Raw genomic sequence first — 19,593 nt, forward strand, 5'->3', positions numbered from 1 at the left:
AAAAGCATTGTTATTTACTTATGTATGAATTTGTTTTAAGATGAAATTGTGAGAAAATTGTGGTGAAATACGACGATTTTTCTGAGAATTGAAATTGATCTTGATCATCAAAAGGGGGATTTTGGACATGTCGAAACAGCAGCAAGTCGCTAAACAAGACGCTTTTCAATCTAGAAAAACGTTTTCGACAAATGGGAAAACGTATCACTATTATTCGTTAGAAGCACTAGAGAAACAAGGAATCGGAAATGTTTCTAAGCTGCCTTATTCCATTAAGGTACTTTTAGAATCAGTGCTTCGCCAAGTAGACGGTAGAGTGATCAAGAAGGAACATGTTGAAAACTTGGCAAAATGGGGAACTGCCGAGGTAAAAGAAATTGATGTTCCGTTTAAACCTTCTCGTGTTATTTTACAAGACTTCACGGGTGTACCAGCTGTCGTTGACCTTGCTTCTTTAAGAAAAGCAATGGCAGATGTAGGCGGGGACCCGGATAAAATCAACCCTGAAATTCCAGTTGACCTTGTGATTGACCACTCAGTACAAGTTGATAAAGCTGGAACTGAAGATGCATTAAACATTAACATGGATTTAGAATTCGAACGTAACGCAGAGCGTTATAACTTCCTTAGCTGGGCAAAGAAAGCGTTTAACAATTACCAAGCTGTTCCGCCTGCAACAGGAATTGTTCACCAAGTGAACTTAGAGTATCTTGCAAGTGTTGTTCATGCGATTGAAGAAGATGGCGAGATCATCACTTACCCAGATACATTAGTTGGAACTGACTCTCATACAACGATGATTAACGGTATCGGTGTACTTGGATGGGGCGTTGGCGGTATCGAAGCGGAAGCTGGTATGCTTGGTCAGCCTTCATACTTCCCAGTACCAGAAGTGATTGGTGCTAAATTAGTTGGAGAGCTTCCAAACGGAACAACTGCAACTGACCTTGCATTAAAAGTCACACAAGTCCTTCGTGAAAAAGGCGTAGTGAACAAGTTCGTTGAGTTCTTCGGACCTGGTGTTGCACAATTGCCGTTAGCAGATCGTGCAACCATTGCGAACATGGCGCCAGAATACGGTGCTACTTGCGGATTCTTCCCAGTAGATGAAGAAGCGCTTGCTTACCTGCGCCTTACTGGACGTGATGAAGAGCAAATTAATATTGTTGAAGAATATTCTCGTGCAAATGGCTTATTCTATACGCCAGATGCAGAAGAACCAATTTTTACTGATATTGTGGAAATTGATCTTTCTAAAATTGAGTCAAACTTATCTGGTCCTAAACGTCCACAAGATTTGATTCCACTTTCTCAAATGAAAGAGACGTTCCATAAACACATCGAAAGCCCAGCTGGTAACCAAGGGTTTGGCTTAGATAAATCGGAGCTTGATAAACAAATCGAATTTGATCTTGCAAACGGTGAAAAAGCTGTGATGAAGACAGGTGCGATTGCGATTGCAGCGATTACGAGCTGTACGAATACATCGAACCCGTACGTGTTAATCGGAGCAGGTCTTGTTGCGAAGAAAGCAAGTGAGCTTGGTATGAAAGTGCCGAACTATGTGAAAACGTCACTAGCGCCGGGTTCTAAAGTTGTAACAGGGTACCTTGTGAATTCGGGACTTCTTCCATATTTAAAAGACCTCGGATTTAACATTGTTGGATATGGCTGTACAACATGTATCGGAAACTCCGGACCGCTTGAGAAAGAAATTGAAGATGCAGTCTCTGAAAATGATCTGCTGATCACTTCTGTTTTATCAGGTAACCGTAACTTTGAAGGTCGTATTCACCCGCTTGTGAAAGGGAACTACCTTGCATCTCCACCATTAGTTGTGGCTTATGCACTTGCTGGTACGGTGAATATTGATTTAACAAAAGATCCTATCGGTGTCGATAAAAATGGCGAGAACGTTTATTTCAATGACATTTGGCCATCAATGGATGAAATCAACAGCGTCGTTAAGAGCACTGTCACACCTGAGCTATTCCGTTCAGAGTATGAAACTGTTTTTGACAACAATGACCGCTGGAATGAAATTAAAACGACGGATGATGCATTGTATAAATGGGATGAAGATTCCACATACATTGCAAACCCGCCATTCTTTGAAAACCTATCAGTTGAACCTGGTAAAGTTGAACCGCTTAAAGGCTTGCGCGTCGTTGCGAAGTTCGGTGACTCTGTCACAACTGACCATATTTCTCCTGCTGGAGCGATTGGTAAGGACACACCGGCGGGCAAATACTTGCAAGAAAGAGGCGTATCGCCTAGAGACTTTAACTCATATGGATCTCGCCGTGGTAACCACCATGTCATGATGAGAGGTACTTTTGCAAACATCCGTATTAAGAACCAAATTGCACCAGGAACAGAAGGCGGTTATACAACTTACTGGCCAACTGGTGAAGTGACATCGATTTATGATGCATGCATGCGTTATAAAGAGGATGGAACAGGTCTTGCGATCTTAGCAGGTAAAGACTACGGAATGGGTTCTTCACGTGACTGGGCTGCTAAAGGAACAAACCTTCTTGGAATTAAATTTGTTCTAGCTGAAAGCTTTGAGCGTATCCACAGAAGTAACCTTGTCTTCATGGGCGTACTTCCTCTGCAGTTTAAAGATGGAGAAAGTGCAGAAACTCATGGTCTAACAGGAACAGAAACATTTGAAGTTCATGTTGACGAAACAGTTCGTCCACGTGATCTCGTGACTGTGAAAGCAATTGACACAGATGGAAACGAGAAAACGTTTGAAGTGGTGGTTCGCTTTGACAGTGAAGTCGAAATTGACTACTATCGTCATGGCGGTATCCTTCAAATGGTACTTCGCGAAAAATTGGCAAGCAACTAATACAGCAAAGAAGAGAAGGCGATCCAACAGCTTTCTCTTCTTTTTTAAAATAGTGGAGGATCAATCATGTGGAAAAAAGGAATGGCAAGCGCTGTTTTACTTGTGTTGATTGGTTTACTTGCGTGGAATTTATTTGGGCCAAAAGAGCCCGCAATCGGTCTTGAAAAAGGGGATCAAGCCCCTGATTTTGAACTGAAAACCCTTGACGGCAAAACCGCCTCGTTATCTGATTACCGAGGGAAAAAGGTGCTCGTCAATTTCTGGGCGACATGGTGTAAGCCGTGCAGGACGGAAATGCCGGATCTAGACGCGATTAGGAGCGAAAATGACCAAGTTGAAGTACTAGCGGTGAATTTAACGACCACTGAAAAGAGTGTGGATCATGTGGCAGCATTCACAAAAGAATTAAAGGTGAGCTTTCCTGTTTTATTGGACCAAAAAGGCATTCAAGCAAGATATCAGGTGCTTTCATACCCAACGACATACATATTAGATGAAAAAGGACGCATCATGTCTGTGAAGCATCAAATGCTGACAAAAAAAGAAATTGAAAAAGAGCTGGATCTATAATGATTCAGCTCTTTTGCTTATTTTCTAAATGTTTTGGCGAAAATGTAATCATACATATATGGAGGTGAGTGAAAATGAGAAGAAGAAAACGACGCACATTTGAAGAGCTTGTGCTTGAAAATAAAAAAGAATTATTAAGCAATGAGGAATTTTTAAACCAGCTTGAAGAAAAGTTGGAAGAGCGATTTAGACAGAAATAAGTTATGAATTATCCGTTTTCGTTCATCCTAAAGAAGAGGGAGGGATGAATAATGGGTAGAGAGCATGATAAACAAGCGCAGTTTACACCAGACCATTTAGGGACAAAACCTGTAGCATACAAACGGAATAAAGGTAAAAAGATGCATAATAAATCAAATGAACAGCCTGATGTGATACAGACGAAGGGCGAATAAGGAGGGAATCGTGATGAATGACAAGTCCTATCAATCCAATCCAGATGATCGTTCTGATAATGTTGAAAAGCTGCAAGATATGATCGAGAACACACTTGACAATATCGATGAATCTGAAGCAGCGATGTCCCTTTCGACAGATTCAGAAAAGCAAATGATCAAACAAAAAAACGAAAACCGCAAAATGAGTATTGACGCGATGCGTTCTGAGATCAAGGACGAAGAAGCGGCAAGAAAGAATGGTTATACCGAATAAACCAGGGATTCCTGGTTTATTTTATTGCCTCTTTTTAGAAGAACCATTTGGAATGTGGTAAAATGGCAGAGACAGACCTTAGGTTTTGATAGGAGAGCGATGAAAACGTGTATGTATCCAAAAAAGAAATAGAAGTCCGTTATGCAGAAACAGATCAAATGGGCATCGTGTATCATGCCAATTATTTAATTTGGATGGAAGTCGGCAGAACAGCATTGATTAAAGAATTAGGGTTTTCCTATGCGCAGCTAGAAGCAGATGGTGCTCTTGCACCTGTGATAGACTTGCAGGTTCAATATAAAAAACCATTGCTGTATGGTGAAACAGCATCCGTTCATACATGGATTGAAGAATATAATGGTCTCAAAACGGTGTATGGCTATGAAATTCAAAAACCTGATGGACAAACAGCGATTACAGGGACAACCTCACATATATGTGTGGATAAAGACACCTTTAGACCTATTCAATTTAGAAAAGCCTTTCCTGCCTGGCATAAAGTATATGAACAGTCGAAGAAGCAGGTTTAATTTATGGCTTTTGGTATTAAACGAAGCGATTTAAACGCTTGGAAATCAGCTGTCCAGCAAGGAAAAGTTGCTTTTTTAACACACTACTGGCTCGATGACCGTTTTCCAAATGCCAATACTGTCACAAAAGCAGCCTGTCAGGATATGAAGCGGTTAGTTGAGTGGGGAGAAAGACATGGACTAAAAAAAGAATGGATTCATGACCGCGAAGGGTTTCCTCATTTTGACTTGATCGGTGAGCCGCAAAAAAGAATTCTGCAAAAGGAACGATCTTTAGGGAAGATTCAGGAGTATGGGCTGTATATTGAAGTGTAAAACAAAAAAGATACCCGAGGGATGAGGTATCTTTTTTGTTTATTCATAATGAAATTCTGGTTCTTTCACGGACTCGTTATAATCAATATGCAGATCATGGTTGTCAAAGTACCAAATATCACTTTCCTCAATAAAGAAAGTAATACCTTCTATTTCAGCGGTTGCGCCGGCATTTTGAGGTTCATCTTTTGCGACGCCGAGAGAAAAGCCTTTTTGTACATTACTGCACCCGCCATATCTCACAAAAAAGCGAACTTGATCACCTTTTTCTAAATCTAATTCATCCTTGTACCAATTGAGTGCATCTTCTTTTATCGTTAATTTCAATGTGATCGCCCCTTTTTGAAGTCATGCTGTTTTTAAAATGCAGGATGCAAAAACAGCTTTTCTTTACTTTTACCACATATTTAAATGGATGAAACGGCTAGAGCCATTTGATTTTCGGTTCAGTTTTGTTGAGAATTCGTTTGAGGTTGGCGATGTGTCTGTAGATCACAAAGCCAGCAAGAACGGCAACAACAATGATTAAGAATAGGTCTTTGGTGAATATGCTGTAAATGAATGTATAGATCCCGGTCAGCATAGATGATAGTGAAACATATTTACTAATGTATAAAAATAAGAAAAAAGCAGCGATCATCGTGATAAATAGGAATGGGGCATAAAATAGCAGCACACCGCCTGATGTAGCGACTGCTTTTCCCCCTTTAAATTTTGCAAAGACAGGAAAGCTGTGACCGATAACAGCAGCAACTCCTGCTAATAAGGGATGGATGTCCAGCTGCATGAAAAACGGTAAAGCTGAAGCAAGCGTCCCTTTTAGGATATCAGCAGTAATCACAATAGACCCTGCTTTTACGCCAAGTGTACGAAATGCATTCGTCGCACCTAGGTTTCCGCTGCCATGTTCACGGATATCGATACCCTTTGCAGCTTTCCCGACAATGAGACCGGATGGAATACTGCCGAGAAGATAAGCCAAAATAAACATCAAAGCAATTAACATCTGCATAACTCCTTTATATTCTCCCTCTTGTCTTACATTTTAACATGATCTTGTGAAAAACATGGGGAACTTTTTTTGAAAAAATCGAAAGCAGATGGATTCGGCTTTGTTTTTAAGCAGAAATTCGCTAAAATGGAGGAAAAGGAGTGTCTTGATGAACAATCCTACGAAAGAAGAAATCGGCCGTATATTAAAAAGCAGTAAACGAATTGCTGTTGTTGGATTATCAGATCAGCCGCACCGGACGTCTTATATGGTGTCTAAGGCGATGCAGGATGCCGGGTATGAGATGATCCCAGTGAATCCAACGATCGATGAAGCACTCGGTGTGAAAGCAGTCGCTTCTTTAAAAGATATAAAAGAGCCTGTTGATATCGTCAATGTCTTTAGACGTTCAGAGTTTTTACCAGAGGTGGCAGAAGAGTTTCTCGAAATAGACGCACCTGTTTTTTGGGCGCAGCAAGGCATATATCACGAAGAAGCGAAAAGGCTGATTGAGGAAAATGGCAAGGTCGCCATCATGGATTTATGTATCAAGGTGGCTCATGCGATGACAAAAACTCATTAAATCGTCAAAAATCCTTGGTTTTTCAAGGATTTTTGCTTTTTTGTTGCAGAAATATATTTGCGATTCTGAAAGAAAGCGATAAAATAAGGCGACAGGGACATATCGGCGGCCTTGCATATCGAGAAAAAGAGCGATAAGATCAATATAGAACATTTGTTCTGTTTTGATAAAACCATCATATGATTGCATTTGGCTTATGAAACAGTCTTGTTTATAATGGACTTCTAGTTCTGATTGCAGAATGTAGAATGATTCTCATAGCTGTGCAAAAGAGCATGTATTGGTGAATGACACATGCATGATGATGATGCAGCTTATTAAAGTGGACAGTAATGAGCAGCATGATCATCATTAAAATCTAGAGAGATCATTTGATGATTAGCCGGTTATGTTTGTTAGTGAAAGGGGATTAAGCATTTGGTTAAAAAGCAGCAAGTAGATTATAACGATGATTCTATTCAGGTGCTAGAGGGGCTTGAAGCGGTCCGTAAACGTCCAGGGATGTATATTGGATCTACGGATTCGCGCGGTCTTCATCACCTTGTCTATGAGATTGTAGACAACTCTGTCGATGAAGTGCTCGCTGGCCATGGAGATCATATCATTGTCAAAATACATAAAGATAACAGCATTTCCGTCCAAGATAAAGGGCGTGGAATGCCTACTGGTATGCATAAGCTTGGAAAACCGACACCTGAGATCATTTTAACGGTCCTGCACGCAGGCGGAAAATTTGGTCAAGGCGGATATAAAACAAGTGGTGGACTTCACGGAGTTGGGGCATCTGTTGTGAACGCGCTGTCAGAATGGCTCACTGTCACAATTGAACGTGACGGATTTATTTATCATCAGCGCTTTGAAAACGGCGGTAAACCTGTCACATCACTCGAAAAAATCGGAAAATCGAAAAAAACGGGAACACTGATTCATTTTAAGCCTGACCCTACTATGTTCAGTGTTACGACCTATAATTTCGATACATTATCAGAGCGTTTAAGAGAATCTGCCTTTTTATTAAAAGGGTTAAAAATAGAGCTGATCGATGAACGGCATGATGTACAAGAAACGTTTTATTATGAGACAGGCATTGAAGCCTTTGTTGCTTATTTAAATGAAGAAAAAGATGTTCTGAGTGAAGTCGTCTCATTTGAAGGAGAGCATCAGTCCATTGAAGTAGATTTTGCTTTTCAATTTAATGATGGCTATTCGGAAAATATCCTTTCCTTCGTTAATAACGTCAGAACAAAAGATGGCGGAACACATGAGTCTGGTGCCAAAACGGCCATGACGAGAGCCTTTAACGAATATGCTCGCAAAGTCGCTCTTTTAAAAGAAAAAGACAAAAATTTAGAAGGTACTGATATTCGCGAAGGACTGTCTGCAATTATTTCTGTCAGAATTCCTGAAGAACTGCTTCAATTTGAAGGGCAGACAAAAGGAAAGCTTGGGACAAGTGAGGCACGTTCAGCTGTTGATGCTGTTATTTCTGAAAAACTTGCGTATTTCCTTGAAGAAAACCGGGAAACAGCCACTCTTCTCGTGAAAAAAGCGATTAAAGCGCAGCAGGCAAGAGAGGCTGCTAGAAAAGCCCGTGAAGAAGCAAGGAGCGGCAAGAAACGGAAAAAGTCTGAAGCCACGCTGAGCGGAAAATTAACACCTGCCCAATCTAGAAACCCAGCAAGAAACGAACTATACCTAGTAGAGGGTGACTCAGCGGGCGGGTCAGCAAAACAGGGGCGCGACCGTAAATTCCAGGCGGTGCTGCCGCTGCGCGGAAAGGTCATCAATACAGAAAAAGCAAAGCTTGCTGATATTTTCAAAAACGAAGAAATCAACACCATTATTCATGCAATTGGTGGAGGCGTCGGTGTCGATTTTAATGTAGAAGACATCAATTATGACAAAATCGTGATCATGACAGATGCGGATACGGATGGAGCGCATATTCAAGTGCTTCTCTTAACATTCTTCTACCGCTATATGAAGCCGCTGATTGAGCATGGCAAAGTGTTTATTGCACTCCCGCCTTTATATAAAGTCAGCAAAGGCTCAGGGAAAAAAGAAATCATTGAGTACGCATGGTCTGATGAAGAAATGGATGACGTATTGAAGAAAGTTGGAAAAGGGTACACGATTCAGCGCTACAAAGGGTTAGGTGAAATGAATGCCGACCAGCTATGGGAAACGACAATGAATCCAGAATCGAGAACACTTGTCAGGGTCAAAATTGATGATGCTGCACGTGTGGAACGCCGCGTCACAACTCTAATGGGTGACAAAGTAGAACCACGCCGTAAATGGATTGAAAAGAATGTAGCCTTTGGACTTGATGAGGAAAGCAACATTCTTGAAAATGAAAACTTGTCGCTAGCTGAGGAGGTTTAAACATGGCACAACAAGAACGATTTCATGATTTACCATTAGAAGAAGTAATCGGCGACCGCTTTGGCCGCTATAGTAAATATATTATCCAAGACCGTGCGCTTCCAGATGCACGTGATGGACTAAAACCTGTACAACGAAGAATTTTATATGCGATGTATGCAGAAGGAAATACGCAGGATAAAAACTTCCGTAAAGCCGCTAAAACAGTCGGTAACGTGATTGGTAACTATCACCCCCACGGAGACTCATCTGTTTATGAAGCGATGGTAAGAATGAGTCAGGAGTGGAAAGTACGAAATGTACTGATTGAGATGCATGGGAATAACGGGAGTATCGATGGTGATCCGCCTGCTGCCATGCGTTATACGGAAGCAAGGCTGTCTGCTATTGCTTCAGAGCTTTTAAAGGACTTAGACAAGGAAACGGTCGAATTTGTCGCAAACTTTGATGATACAAGTAAAGAGCCCGTTGTATTACCAGCGATGTTCCCAAACCTCCTCGTGAATGGATCAACAGGGATTTCAGCTGGGTATGCCACAGATATCCCGCCGCATCACTTGGGAGAAGTCATTGATGGCGTTATTAAACGAATCGAACAGCCGCATTGTACGGTTGAGGATTTAATGACGGTCATCAAAGGGCCAGATTTCCCAACAGGCGGTATCATTCAAGGTGTAGACGGTATTAAGAAGGCGTATGAAACAGGAAAAGGAAAGATTATGATTCGAGGCAAAGCGGAGATTGAAACCATCCGCGGCGGACGCCAGCAAATCGTGATCACAGAAATTCCTTACGAAGTGAATAAAGCCAATCTTGTCAAAAAGATGGACGAGTTCCGAATTGAAAGAAAAGTAGAAGGCATTTCAGAGGTCCGAGATGAGACAGACCGTACTGGGCTTCGAATCGTAGTAGAGCTGAAAAAAGAAGCAGATGCAAATGGTGTGCTGAATTTCTTATATAAAAACTCAGATCTGCAAATCCCATATAACTTTAATATGGTAGCGATACATAATCGAAGACCGACATTAATGACGCTCACCACTGTACTAGATGCATATATTGCCCATCAAAAAGAAGTGGTGACGAACCGCTCAGCGTACGAGCTTCGAAAAGCGAAGGAACGCCACCATATTGTCGACGGCTTAATTAAGGCACTTTCCATCTTAGATGAAGTTATTGCCACCATCCGCTCCTCTAATGATAAGCGTGATGCAAAGAACAACTTGATGGCGAAATATGACTTTACAGAAGCACAATCAGAAGCGATTGTTTCACTCCAGTTATATCGTTTAACGAATACAGATATTACGCAATTAAGAGACGAAGCAAGAGAGCTAGATGTGCGCATAGCAGAGCTTGAAGACATTTTAGCGAACGAGAAAAAGCTGCTGAAGGTCATTACAAACAGCCTGAAAAAACTCAAAAAGACATATGCTGATGAGAGAAGATCCGTCATCGAGGAAAAAATCGAAGAAATTAAGATTAACCTTGAAGTGATGATCGCATCAGAGGATGTATACGTCACAGTCACGAAGGATGGTTACATTAAGCGGACAAGCCAGCGCTCCTATGCTGCTTCTAACGGTAAGGACTTTGGCATGAAGGATACTGACCGTTTGATTCATCAGTTTGAAATGAATACAACGGATGTTCTTCTGCTGTTTACGAATAAAGGAAGCTACATTTATTGTCCTGTTCACCAGCTGCCAGATATACGCTGGAAAGACATGGGGCAGCATATTACGAATATCATTTCGATTGATCGCGAGGAATCAATTCAAAAAGCCATTCCAATAAAAGAATTTGATGAAACTTCATATCTTTTATTCTTTACGAAAGGCGGAATGGTGAAGAAAACAGAGCTTCTTCAATATAAAGCGCAGCGTTATTCGAAACCGCTTGTTGCCTTAAACCTAAAAGGTGACGATGAACTCGTTGATGTTCATGTCACAACAGGACAGCAGGAATTGTTTATTGCAACGAAAAATGGTTACGGTTTGTGGTTTGATGAAGAAGAAGTAAGTGTTGTTGGACCGAGAGCGGCCGGCGTCAAAGGAATCAACTTGAAGGAAGGGGACGAGGTAGTCTCTGGCCAGATCATTGATCCGAAAAACGATGTCCTTGTGCTCACGACACAAAGAGGGGCTGTAAAGCGAATGAACCTCTCTGAATTTGATAAAACATCAAGAGCGAAACGCGGAGTTCTTATGCTGAGAGAATTAAAGAAAAACCCGCACCGTATTGTGGCTGTGATCGCTGCAGCGCTGCACGATACACTTGAGATAGATACCGAAAAAGGTACAACGATTCCACTTGATATTTCTACTTTAAGAGCAAATGACCGCTATAGCAATGGATCATTTATTGTAGATGAGGAAGAGCAGGGAGAAGTGACTCATGTCCTTCTGACACCTGAACCTGCACCAGATGATAATAAATAAGCAAACGAAAACCCCCTGCGACTGGCAGGGGGTTTCTTTTATATACGGGTCATTTAGCTCTCGTGGTTGCCAAACATGCTTGTAATGGCGTGCACTACTTCAATTCCTTGGTAGACGAAAAGAGAAAGTGAAGTGACAGAGAAAAGACCTAGAATGAAAATTCTTAAGAAAAATAACATCGTGTAAAACCTCCCAATTTTTGTTTTGATTTAGATGGTTGGGTTAAACACGAGCTTGTCGGAAATAAGAAGATTGATAGAACACTGCAAGTAAATGCTTCTTTTTCCGGTCAAATCGATCAGTATGAGTGAGGCGTGCAAATCCAGCTGTCATACTGCCAATAATCAGCAGTGCTGTAAATGCGGCAAATACTGCGTTCACATGTTTTTGTTTCTTTTCATCGCCCATTGTCTGGACGATTTTCATTTCATGTGATTCTTGATCGGCAACCACCTTAGCATGATGGTATACCTGAACGGAATGAGGCATTGAGAACAAATGAAAACTTGCAAGTGCTATGCATAAAACACCTAATTTTAATAGCATATTTTTTTTCATTTTTCTCACCCCTTCCTGGTTATTTTCATGATCTTACCACGTTTTCAGTTATTTGAAAAGTCTTATTTTTTTACTTTCCCTCTTTAAAAAAGCGATAAACATCACGACATCTATAGGACTGTTTCACTTCATGAAAGGTTTCAATTTTATTTTTTAAATTTTAAAAAAGTGCCATGATCACAAAGGATCAGACACTTTTAGTCGCTTGTAATGAATGTGGTTTTGCTACAGCTTTAGTAAAGATTCCTGCAATACATATGGCAAATAGAACAAAGATAAAGGCATGAAGGAGTCCAACCTGATTGGCAAGCAGCCCTAAAATAGGAGGACCGGAAAGGGAGGCTGTGTAACCAGATAAGGTCACAATACTAACGCGTTTGACAGCGTACCGGCTATCATCGCCAGCTGCAGAGATGGTCAGCGGAAAGCCTAAAGATGCGCCAAGTCCCCATAAAAAGATTGATATCATACATACAACAAGTGAAATCTTCAAAATGACTAAGAATAGGCCGGCAGCTGCTGATAAAATCGCAACTCTTAGCAATAATACTCTGCCAAAGCGATCGATCAAACGTCCGCTGATCAGTCTGCCGCTAATCATGCCACACAAAAACAAAGCATAGATGACTGTACTCATGGAATGTGAAACTTGGTAGCCATCCACCATTGCAAGTGGAATCCAATCATTGGCCGAGCCTTCGACAAACGCAAGACATAAGGCGATCATCGCAAGAGATATTGTTCGTTTGTTCAACCATGCCGTTTGAGTAGGCTCAACTGTATCGGACTGTTTCTCATGCTGATCCTTTCCTGTCCCGTGCGGAATAAACCGTGTACAAATCAATATGCTGAGGAAAAGCAGAAGAGCAATAGCGAGAAGGTGTATCAATACAGAAACCCCTAAATGGATAAAAAGAATACCAGCACCTGCTCCAATTAAAGTCCCAATGCTAAAGGAAGCGTGCAATATAGGCAGAATGGTTTTCTTGATGCTGTACTCAATCTCTGTTCCTTCTAAGTTCATCGCTACATTGCACATGCCAGAGCCTGCGCCAAAAAGAAAAAGACCAGAAGTGACGACAAAGATAGAAGAGAGTGTTGAACCAATGGCAAGAGTAGTAAATCCAAGGAACATCAAAAAAGCACTGATCACAATCGCCACTCGGCCGCCTTTTTTGCGGACGAATACATTTGAAAGAACAAGCCCAACAATTGAACCAACGGATAAACCGAGTAAAATAAGTCCCATTGTTCCTGTGTTTGCTTGTAATAAATCTCTCACTTCCGGTGTCCGAGAAAACCATGTAGAAATGGAGATCCCAGACATCGTAAAGATCACAATAATTGCTTTATACCACTTTAATTCCATCTAATCCCTCACATTTAAAGATATATATGTTATTGAACAAATCTACTCGATTATAAATGAGACTTGCTGATTCGTAAATAACTTGCTGGAGGAACAAGGTCAATTCTAGTCAAAAGAAATCATTCCTTCCCAATTGTTATGATGAGAAGGTAAAATAAACATAAAGGGGGCGGTAGGATGTAATCATATCGCATCAATTTAAATAGAAGGGAGGAGGAGATCAACATGAAAAGTGAAAAGGAAAAAATGATCCAAGGAGAACATTATGTATCTAGTGACCAAACACTGATCGCAGATCGTGAAAGAGCGAGACAATTGACATACGCATATCAGCAAACCAATCAGCAAGAAAAAAGAACATCCATTTTAAAGGAATTATTAGGCGCTTGCGGAAATGATGTCGTTTTTGAAGGAAGACTGCAGTGCGATTACGGATACAATATCGAGATTGGTGAGCATTTTTTTGCGAATTTTGATGCAGTGTTATTAGACGTTTGTAAAATTACCATTGGACATCATTGTTTATTAGGTCCGAATGTACATATTTATACGGCTGGACACCCGCTTGACCCGACAGAACGTGCAAAAGGCATTGAATTCGGCAAACCAGTCACCATTGGAAACCATGTATGGATTGGCGGCGGTGCTATTATTAATCCAGGTGTCACAATTGGCGACAATGCTGTCATTGCATCTGGTGCCGTTGTGACAAAAAATGTTCCAGCAAATGTGGTGGTTGGCGGAAATCCTGCGAAAATCATTAAATATCTTGATGAATCAAAATCTGGCGAATAACGTTGGATTTTGATTTTTCCTATTTTGTCTCAATAAGATAAGTATACTTAATTTTGAGACAAGAGAAATTCAATGTTTGTTTAACTTCCTAGAATATATATTATGTAAACTAAAAAAGAGAATACATATTTGAGTGTCGATATTTAATTTCACAACCTCTACCACCTTCTCAATAAATTAGATCAGTCGTAAAGGTTGTGTCTTTCCTTATTGGCTGCTACAGTAAATTAAATACTTTGGGATATTTCGTTTAAAAATACTTTCCTCTTTTCATCTGTTGTTAAGTTAACTCTCGAAAAATGAATCCATTTGGTGTCTTCATTTTTAATTCCCAAGTCAGCAAGAGTTCTGTTAATAAAAACGCTTTGAATCGCATTCCCACCTTCAGATTCTATATAATCCTTATCTGTTGTAGATGTTGAGATCACGGTTGTTTTTTTAATATTTGTCAATAAACCTTTTAAAGCCCCAGTGTTTTTATCTTCCAAGAATGCGAAACCTCTTAACATGACTTTATCAATAAATCCTTTTAAAATTGCAGGTAAATCCCACCACCAGACAGGAAATATAAATATTAATTCAGTTGACTGACTTAATTTCTTTTGATAATCCTTAACTAATTGATCAGGCGTTTCTCCTTTATGAAAATACTTCAATTCCTCAGCTGAAAAAACGGGATTAAACCCATCTTTATATAAATCGATCACTTGAAATGGTTCTCTCTTTGTTTCTAGATTTTCTGTAATGGAAGTCAAAATGGCATGATTATAGCTTCCATCCCAAGGATGTGCATAGACAATTGTTTTCATGATTCATTCACCCTTTTTTGTTATTTTCATCATATTTTGATGTACATTCATTTTATTGTATGCTATAACGTACTACAAGTACGGTAATTAAAGTGCGATACTAACCTTAAGGAGAGTGTAAAATGACAAAAGAATCCTTTACAGCTCATGCTGATCTAAAAGAAACTGGATTTGGGTACACTTTATCATTAATTGGTGGGAAATATAAGATGACGGTACTGTATGCTTTATATGCAAACAATGCGCCTATTCGCTATAATCAGTTGAAACGAATGCTTGGGGCAATCTCTTTTAAAACATTAACCAATACACTAAAAGAACTTGAAGCAGATCAGTTAATTAATCGTAAAGAATATCCTCAAGTGCCTCCAAAAGTAGAATATAGTTTATCGGAAAAGGGATTATCATTGATCCCTGTATTAGATGCGATTTGCTATTGGGGTGAAGAACAAATGAAAAAATAGTTAGACGTTGAGTGAAATTGTACTTTTAGGCAAAAGGGTGTACATTCAGTCAAAAAAAGAGCATCTCTCTTGAGATACTCTTAGAACATTGATACATCTCATGGAATATTAAGTTGTCTTTCTCTTATCTTTTGTTTGAGTTATGCTGCAAATAAACAACATGAGTTTGTAAAAATTCTTCTAAACCATGTTTACCATCTGCTCCGCCAATTCCAGATTTCTTACGACCTGCGTGGAATCCCTGAATGGCTTCAAAGTTTTCACGGTTAATGTACGTTTCTCCAAATAGTAACTCATTTGCAGCACGCATCGCTGTATCTAAATTCTGTGTAAAGATAGATGATGTTAATCCATATTGGCAATCATTCGCAAGCTCAATTGCTTCATCTAAATCTTTAAACGTCATAATCGGGAGAACCGGTCCAAATACTTCTTCCTGTACAATTTCTGAATCTTGTTTTACATTCACGAGGACTGTTGGTTCATAGTAATATCCAGGTGTCACATCTGCACGTTTTCCACCAGTTAACACTTGGGCCCCTTCTTCAACAGCTCGGTTTACCATCGCTTCAATTGATTCTATTGCTTGCTTATTTGTAAGTGGTCCCATATCTAAACCTTCATCTTCGAGAGGATTGCCATATTTCACATTTTTCATTGATGTGACAATTTTTTTGATAAATGGATCGGCGATACTTTCATGAACATACACGCGTTCAGCACAGTTACATACTTGTCCCGTATTAATGATACGTGAGTCGACAATTGCTTTCACGGCTAAATCAATGTCTGCATCTTCAGCTACAATAGCTGGTGCTTTACCGCCAAGCTCTAGACTGACTTTTGTTACATTTTGAGCTGCAGCTTTCATGACACTTACACCTGCATCCACGCTCCCTGTTAAACTGACTAAACCAATCTTTTCATTTGAAGCAAGTTCGTCTCCCACTGTATCTCCGCGCCCTGTTACAAGATTGAATACCCCTTTTGGAATACCCACTTTATCTACTAATTTTGCAAATTCTATTGCATTATTTGGCGTATCACTACTAGGTTTAATGACAATGGTATTCCCTGTTACCAATGCAGGCGCAGCCTTTCTCGCTACAAGGAAGAATGGGAAATTCCATGGTAAAAAGCCAGCTACAACCCCGATTGGCTCTTTAAAGATCATTATATTTTCATTTGGTCTGTCACTTTGAAGAATTTCCCCTTCGTACGTCCTTGCTGAACCTGCCATATAATCAATGTACTCAGCAGTAAAATCAACTTCTGTAGTAGAGAGAGCAAGTACTTTTCCTTGTTCTTCTGAAATGACGCGTGCAAGAAAATCTCTATTTTTTCGAATTTCTTCAGCTAAACGTGTTAAATACTTTGCACGCTCAGCAGCCGGTTTCTTTTTCCATTCTTTTTGTGCAGCTTCTGCAAACTCAATCGCTTCTTGAACCTCTTCTTTAGAACAACTTGGCACTTCTGAAATCACTTTTTCAGTTGCCGGATTTAACACCTGTATCACTTCGCCAGAGCTAGCATTTACAAATTCTCCATTAATGTACATTTGAAATTGTTTAACATTGGTTTGTGAGTTCATTTACTGAAACCTCCTAATATTGGATTGTAGGAAAGACTATTTTTATAGATTTAAAACTCCTTGTCTTGGCACAACACCAAAAGCATCTGCCAAGTCTTGAAGCTGTTGATCTGTAATGGTTTGTTTGACGCTTCCTTGTGCACATACAACTGTGTATACTTCCGCAGCTTTTTCAGCTGTTTCAATTAACCCAAATGTCTCATCCATTGTAGTTCCAGCACCAAAAATTCCGTGGTGTGGCCAAATAACTGAACGAACATCTTTCATTTTTGCAGCTGTAGCTTCTCCAATTGAATCAGTTCCTGGAACCATCCATGGAATAATACCAATTCCTTCTGGGAATACAACAATGCATTCGGTACACATCTGCCATAAAGTTTTTGTAAATGCTACTTCATCCAAGCTGTGTGTGAATGTCATACCAATAAGGTTTGTTGCATGACAGTGCATGATCACACGATGGTTTGGATCTGCTTTTAATCTTTCAATATGGCTCATTAAATGTGATGGAAGCTCACTTGTTGGAACGCCTCCCTCTTCTAACCCCCATAAAATATCAAGCGATTTGCCATCTTCAGTTATACGAATAATACCAAGGTTAGCGGCTGGATCATCTATTACATTTTTAAAATATTTCCCCGAACCCGTCACAATAAAATATTTCCCTGCTAACTCAGCACCATCAAAAATCATCGGCACCGTTCGTTTCACATCATGAACGTCAAGGTACTCTGCTACTTCGTCTTCTTTTAATAAATAACTAATATTCCCGCCATTTCGTTCATCCCAACCTAAGCGATATAGGTTTGCTGTCGTTTTGGTCATTTCTTGAAGGAAAGGTGCTTTTAGTATATTTTTCTTTGTCAAAAGGTCTTTCATCTCCATCTTCTCCCTTGTTTTCATTGATATATATCTTTCTAAATAAAAATTATACTTTTGATAAACTCATGCAAAAGCGTTTACATCCTCATATTACTTCGAGAAACACATTAAGTCAACACAAACAAACATTTTATCTTTGTTTGTGTTTGTTTTGATTGTGATATAAGTGGTTATTTTATGAATGATACAATGCTGTTTCATTCGCGTTAAATACTAAACCTTGCTGCTGTTTAAGGTCATTTTTTTGAAGTTATAAGTATGTTATGATGAAAACAAACAAAAATAAAAACAAAACAACAACCTTATAGGCAATTTTATGCTGTTTTTCTTTTATTCATATTTAAAAGCGAAAGGAAGTTACACATGTTATTAGCTGAAAGGCATCAAAAAATAGTAGATTTAGTTAATTTACGATCCAGCATTCGTGTATCAGAATTAAGCGAAATTTTTTCTGTGACAGATGAAACGATTCGCCGTGATCTTGAAAAATTAGAGAAAGAAAATAAGTTGCGGCGAAGCCACGGCGGAGCAGTTAGTATTGAGGAAAAAGAATCAGAAGTTGATTTTTCAGAGCGAGAAATTACGAATGTATTAGAAAAGAAAGTGATTGCACGTGAAGCTGTGAAGCAAGTTGAAGAAGGCGACCGTATTATCCTTGACGCAAGTACCACTGCATGGTACATGTCAAAAATCCTTCCGAATATTCCTTTGACTGTTATCACCAACTCCATTAAGGTAGCCATAGAATTAAGTAAGAAAGAAAAAATTCAGGTGATCTCAACAGGAGGTCTCCTCCTTCCTAAATCGTTGTCCTACGTAGGACCTCTAGCAGAGCGCTCACTGGAAAATTATCATGTGAATAAAGTGTTCTTATCCTGTAAGGGTATTGACTTAAATAGCGGCTTAAGTGATTCAAATGAGTGGCAGGCTCTCTTAAAAAGAAAAATGATTGAACGGTCACATGAGACCATTTTAATGGTCGACTCTAGTAAGTTTGGATCCCGTGAATTTTCTCATATCTCTTCATTAAGTGATATTAGCCGCATTATTGTTGACGATAAACTAAGCAATGATGCACATGCCATTTTACGTGATAAAAATATTAATGTTACTTCTGTAGCCTTGATGAGTGAATCTGCTTCATAGTCAAATCCAAATAGAAGATTAATGTCTCTCCTTTTCTGTGTATATACGTGTTCAAGACAAACCTATATAGGTTTGTCTTTTTCTATATCCACAATTTTATCTTGCCTTATTTATGATGAACCCCTCTCGTAATCAACATTAACAAAAACCAATAATAAAAAAATGTTGTTTTATTTTTGTTTTTATAATAATATGACCATATAAACAAAGAAAAATAAAGATTTTGCAGAAATCAGGGGAAAAAATCACTTTATTGTGAAGATTAAATTGCTTTTTGCAAACGCTTTCTTTATTTTTTTCATTTATTCTACAGTACAAGGAGCGAGAGAGATGATAAGAAAAGCCAGTATTATGTTTGTACACAAGGATCAATTTGATGAATACAAACGTCGACATGATGAAATATGGCCGGAAATGGTTGAGGCATTAAAACAGCATGGAGCTCATAACTATTCTATTTTCTTAGAAAAAGAAAGTGGCCAATTGTTTGCTTATTTGGAAATCGAAAATGAAGATAGATGGAACCAGATGGCTAAAAGTGATATTTGTAAAAAATGGTGGGATTACATGGCACCTATCATGGAGACAAATTCAGATAACAGTCCACGCTCTGTAGATTTAAATGAATTGTTTTACTTAGCATAATTTTTTAGGAA

General features: G+C 39.4%; 23 protein-coding genes. 15 read left to right on the plus strand and 8 right to left on the minus strand.

Features of this window, described 5'->3' with window-relative positions; genetic code table 11:
- The first annotated feature begins 127 nt into the window (after positions 1–127).
- From acnA to NSS76_RS08870, 7 genes are all read left to right on the plus strand, one after another.
- Positions 128–2,857 carry an aconitate hydratase AcnA gene (gene acnA, locus NSS76_RS08840; protein ID WP_341081809.1) on the plus strand — a complete coding sequence of 910 codons (2,730 nt, stop codon included), beginning with the start codon at positions 128–130 and terminating at the stop codon, positions 2,855–2,857.
- Positions 2,858–2,923: 66 nt separating this feature from the next.
- Positions 2,924–3,427 (plus strand): TlpA family protein disulfide reductase, encoded by a 504-nt coding sequence (locus NSS76_RS08845; protein ID WP_024425141.1) that lies wholly within the window; start codon positions 2,924–2,926, stop codon positions 3,425–3,427.
- Between the two features lie 74 nt (positions 3,428–3,501).
- Complete coding sequence (locus NSS76_RS08850; RefSeq protein WP_003211002.1) at positions 3,502–3,627, plus strand: FbpB family small basic protein; 126 nt, start codon at positions 3,502–3,504, stop codon at positions 3,625–3,627.
- Between the two features lie 51 nt (positions 3,628–3,678).
- Entirely contained in the window at positions 3,679–3,822 is a 144-nt protein-coding gene (locus tag NSS76_RS08855) for an acid-soluble spore protein N (RefSeq protein WP_008357830.1), read from the plus strand.
- A 13-nt stretch (positions 3,823–3,835) separates the two neighbouring features.
- Positions 3,836–4,078 (plus strand): small acid-soluble spore protein Tlp, encoded by a 243-nt coding sequence (tlp, locus tag NSS76_RS08860; RefSeq protein ID WP_341081811.1) that lies wholly within the window; start codon positions 3,836–3,838, stop codon positions 4,076–4,078.
- A gap of 107 nt (positions 4,079–4,185) precedes the next feature.
- Positions 4,186–4,608, plus strand: coding sequence for an acyl-CoA thioesterase (locus NSS76_RS08865; protein ID WP_341081814.1), 423 nt, complete (start codon positions 4,186–4,188; stop codon positions 4,606–4,608).
- A gap of 3 nt (positions 4,609–4,611) precedes the next feature.
- Positions 4,612–4,923 carry a hypothetical protein gene (locus tag NSS76_RS08870; RefSeq protein WP_149126618.1) on the plus strand — a complete coding sequence of 104 codons (312 nt, stop codon included), beginning with the start codon at positions 4,612–4,614 and terminating at the stop codon, positions 4,921–4,923.
- 39 nt (positions 4,924–4,962) lie between these two features.
- On the opposite strand, the gene NSS76_RS08875 is transcribed toward NSS76_RS08870, so the two are convergent.
- A complete protein-coding gene (locus NSS76_RS08875; RefSeq protein WP_024425145.1) occupies positions 4,963–5,250 on the minus strand; it encodes a HesB/YadR/YfhF family protein in 288 nt (95 codons plus the stop codon).
- 97 nt (positions 5,251–5,347) lie between these two features.
- The gene (plsY, locus tag NSS76_RS08880; protein WP_024425146.1) at positions 5,348–5,929 is read right to left on the minus strand and encodes a glycerol-3-phosphate 1-O-acyltransferase PlsY; all 582 of its coding nucleotides are present in this window, start codon (positions 5,927–5,929) and stop codon (positions 5,348–5,350) included.
- A gap of 75 nt (positions 5,930–6,004) precedes the next feature.
- Between plsY and NSS76_RS08885 the strand changes: the two genes are divergently transcribed.
- The 4 genes from NSS76_RS08885 to parC all read left to right on the plus strand — a co-directional run bounded on the left by NSS76_RS08885 (position 6,005) and on the right by parC (position 11,323).
- Positions 6,005–6,133: a hypothetical protein gene (locus NSS76_RS08885; protein ID WP_254966706.1), complete on the plus strand. Its 129-nt coding sequence runs from the start codon at positions 6,005–6,007 to the stop codon at positions 6,131–6,133.
- The gene (locus NSS76_RS08890; protein ID WP_024425147.1) at positions 6,084–6,497 is read left to right on the plus strand and encodes a CoA-binding protein; all 414 of its coding nucleotides are present in this window, start codon (positions 6,084–6,086) and stop codon (positions 6,495–6,497) included. The genes NSS76_RS08885 and NSS76_RS08890 overlap by 50 nt, the downstream gene beginning before the upstream one ends.
- A 417-nt stretch (positions 6,498–6,914) precedes the next feature.
- On the plus strand, positions 6,915–8,882 hold the full coding sequence (gene parE, locus NSS76_RS08895) for a DNA topoisomerase IV subunit B (protein ID WP_024425148.1): 1,968 nt from the start codon (positions 6,915–6,917) through the stop codon (positions 8,880–8,882).
- A gap of 2 nt (positions 8,883–8,884) precedes the next feature.
- Positions 8,885–11,323, plus strand: coding sequence for a DNA topoisomerase IV subunit A (parC, locus tag NSS76_RS08900; RefSeq protein ID WP_024427093.1), 2,439 nt, complete (start codon positions 8,885–8,887; stop codon positions 11,321–11,323).
- 53 nt (positions 11,324–11,376) lie between these two features.
- Here parC and NSS76_RS08905 read toward each other — a convergent pair whose 3' ends face one another.
- From NSS76_RS08905 to NSS76_RS08915, 3 genes are all read right to left on the minus strand, one after another.
- The gene (locus NSS76_RS08905) at positions 11,377–11,502 is read right to left on the minus strand and encodes a hypothetical protein (protein ID WP_254966705.1); all 126 of its coding nucleotides are present in this window, start codon (positions 11,500–11,502) and stop codon (positions 11,377–11,379) included.
- A 43-nt stretch (positions 11,503–11,545) separates the two neighbouring features.
- Entirely contained in the window at positions 11,546–11,881 is a 336-nt protein-coding gene (locus NSS76_RS08910) for a hypothetical protein (RefSeq protein ID WP_176967404.1), read from the minus strand.
- A 187-nt stretch (positions 11,882–12,068) separates the two neighbouring features.
- Positions 12,069–13,250 carry an MFS transporter gene (locus NSS76_RS08915; RefSeq protein ID WP_024425151.1) on the minus strand — a complete coding sequence of 394 codons (1,182 nt, stop codon included), beginning with the start codon at positions 13,248–13,250 and terminating at the stop codon, positions 12,069–12,071.
- 225 nt (positions 13,251–13,475) lie between these two features.
- On the opposite strand from NSS76_RS08915, the gene NSS76_RS08920 reads away from it, so the two are divergent.
- Positions 13,476–14,045, plus strand: coding sequence for a sugar O-acetyltransferase (locus NSS76_RS08920; protein WP_122631423.1), 570 nt, complete (start codon positions 13,476–13,478; stop codon positions 14,043–14,045).
- Positions 14,046–14,272: 227 nt separating this feature from the next.
- Here the strand turns inward: NSS76_RS08920 and NSS76_RS08925 are convergent, their stop codons facing one another.
- On the minus strand, positions 14,273–14,854 hold the full coding sequence (locus tag NSS76_RS08925) for an NAD(P)H-dependent oxidoreductase (RefSeq protein WP_073205741.1): 582 nt from the start codon (positions 14,852–14,854) through the stop codon (positions 14,273–14,275).
- 122 nt (positions 14,855–14,976) lie between these two features.
- On the opposite strand from NSS76_RS08925, the gene NSS76_RS08930 reads away from it, so the two are divergent.
- Complete coding sequence (locus NSS76_RS08930) at positions 14,977–15,318, plus strand: winged helix-turn-helix transcriptional regulator (protein WP_024425154.1); 342 nt, start codon at positions 14,977–14,979, stop codon at positions 15,316–15,318.
- A 124-nt stretch (positions 15,319–15,442) separates the two neighbouring features.
- Here NSS76_RS08930 and aldA read toward each other — a convergent pair whose 3' ends face one another.
- Together aldA and rhaD are read right to left on the minus strand one after the other, a co-directional pair.
- Positions 15,443–16,909: an aldehyde dehydrogenase gene (gene aldA, locus NSS76_RS08935; protein ID WP_149126616.1), complete on the minus strand. Its 1,467-nt coding sequence runs from the start codon at positions 16,907–16,909 to the stop codon at positions 15,443–15,445.
- A 42-nt stretch (positions 16,910–16,951) separates the two neighbouring features.
- Positions 16,952–17,788: a rhamnulose-1-phosphate aldolase gene (rhaD, locus tag NSS76_RS08940; RefSeq protein ID WP_111927437.1), complete on the minus strand. Its 837-nt coding sequence runs from the start codon at positions 17,786–17,788 to the stop codon at positions 16,952–16,954.
- Between the two features lie 366 nt (positions 17,789–18,154).
- Here rhaD and NSS76_RS08945 point away from each other — a divergent pair, with 366 nt between their 5' ends.
- Together NSS76_RS08945 and rhaM are read left to right on the plus strand one after the other, a co-directional pair.
- Positions 18,155–18,937 (plus strand): DeoR/GlpR family DNA-binding transcription regulator, encoded by a 783-nt coding sequence (locus NSS76_RS08945; protein WP_111927438.1) that lies wholly within the window; start codon positions 18,155–18,157, stop codon positions 18,935–18,937.
- A gap of 330 nt (positions 18,938–19,267) precedes the next feature.
- The gene (gene rhaM, locus NSS76_RS08950; RefSeq protein WP_056766886.1) at positions 19,268–19,582 is read left to right on the plus strand and encodes an L-rhamnose mutarotase; all 315 of its coding nucleotides are present in this window, start codon (positions 19,268–19,270) and stop codon (positions 19,580–19,582) included.
- Positions 19,583–19,593 lie beyond the last annotated feature (11 nt).

Source organism: Bacillus sp. FSL R5-0654, from assembly GCF_038008745.1.
Taxonomy (GTDB): domain Bacteria; phylum Bacillota; class Bacilli; order Bacillales; family Bacillaceae; genus Bacillus; species Bacillus safensis.

What these genes read in the sequence shown, in the direction of transcription:
- NSS76_RS08910 (WP_176967404.1), bottom strand. Translation starts at nt 11,881, where the DNA reads ATGAAAAAAAATATGCTATTAAAATTAGGTGTTTTATGCATAGCACTT.
- NSS76_RS08930 (WP_024425154.1), top strand. Translation starts at nt 14,977, where the DNA reads ATGACAAAAGAATCCTTTACAGCTCATGCTGATCTAAAAGAAACTGGA.
- NSS76_RS08890 (WP_024425147.1), top strand. Translation starts at nt 6,084, where the DNA reads ATGAACAATCCTACGAAAGAAGAAATCGGCCGTATATTAAAAAGCAGT.
- NSS76_RS08945 (WP_111927438.1), top strand. Translation starts at nt 18,155, where the DNA reads ATGTTATTAGCTGAAAGGCATCAAAAAATAGTAGATTTAGTTAATTTA.
- NSS76_RS08855 (WP_008357830.1), top strand. Translation starts at nt 3,679, where the DNA reads ATGGGTAGAGAGCATGATAAACAAGCGCAGTTTACACCAGACCATTTA.
- NSS76_RS08915 (WP_024425151.1), bottom strand. Translation starts at nt 13,250, where the DNA reads ATGGAATTAAAGTGGTATAAAGCAATTATTGTGATCTTTACGATGTCT.
- aldA (WP_149126616.1), bottom strand. Translation starts at nt 16,909, where the DNA reads ATGAACTCACAAACCAATGTTAAACAATTTCAAATGTACATTAATGGA.
- NSS76_RS08920 (WP_122631423.1), top strand. Translation starts at nt 13,476, where the DNA reads ATGAAAAGTGAAAAGGAAAAAATGATCCAAGGAGAACATTATGTATCT.
- parC (WP_024427093.1), top strand. Translation starts at nt 8,885, where the DNA reads ATGGCACAACAAGAACGATTTCATGATTTACCATTAGAAGAAGTAATC.
- acnA (WP_341081809.1), top strand. Translation starts at nt 128, where the DNA reads ATGTCGAAACAGCAGCAAGTCGCTAAACAAGACGCTTTTCAATCTAGA.
- NSS76_RS08925 (WP_073205741.1), bottom strand. Translation starts at nt 14,854, where the DNA reads ATGAAAACAATTGTCTATGCACATCCTTGGGATGGAAGCTATAATCAT.
- plsY (WP_024425146.1), bottom strand. Translation starts at nt 5,929, where the DNA reads ATGTTAATTGCTTTGATGTTTATTTTGGCTTATCTTCTCGGCAGTATT.
- rhaM (WP_056766886.1), top strand. Translation starts at nt 19,268, where the DNA reads ATGATAAGAAAAGCCAGTATTATGTTTGTACACAAGGATCAATTTGAT.
- NSS76_RS08850 (WP_003211002.1), top strand. Translation starts at nt 3,502, where the DNA reads ATGAGAAGAAGAAAACGACGCACATTTGAAGAGCTTGTGCTTGAAAAT.
- rhaD (WP_111927437.1), bottom strand. Translation starts at nt 17,788, where the DNA reads ATGAAAGACCTTTTGACAAAGAAAAATATACTAAAAGCACCTTTCCTT.
- tlp (WP_341081811.1), top strand. Translation starts at nt 3,836, where the DNA reads ATGAATGACAAGTCCTATCAATCCAATCCAGATGATCGTTCTGATAAT.
- NSS76_RS08845 (WP_024425141.1), top strand. Translation starts at nt 2,924, where the DNA reads ATGTGGAAAAAAGGAATGGCAAGCGCTGTTTTACTTGTGTTGATTGGT.
- NSS76_RS08870 (WP_149126618.1), top strand. Translation starts at nt 4,612, where the DNA reads ATGGCTTTTGGTATTAAACGAAGCGATTTAAACGCTTGGAAATCAGCT.
- NSS76_RS08905 (WP_254966705.1), bottom strand. Translation starts at nt 11,502, where the DNA reads ATGTTATTTTTCTTAAGAATTTTCATTCTAGGTCTTTTCTCTGTCACT.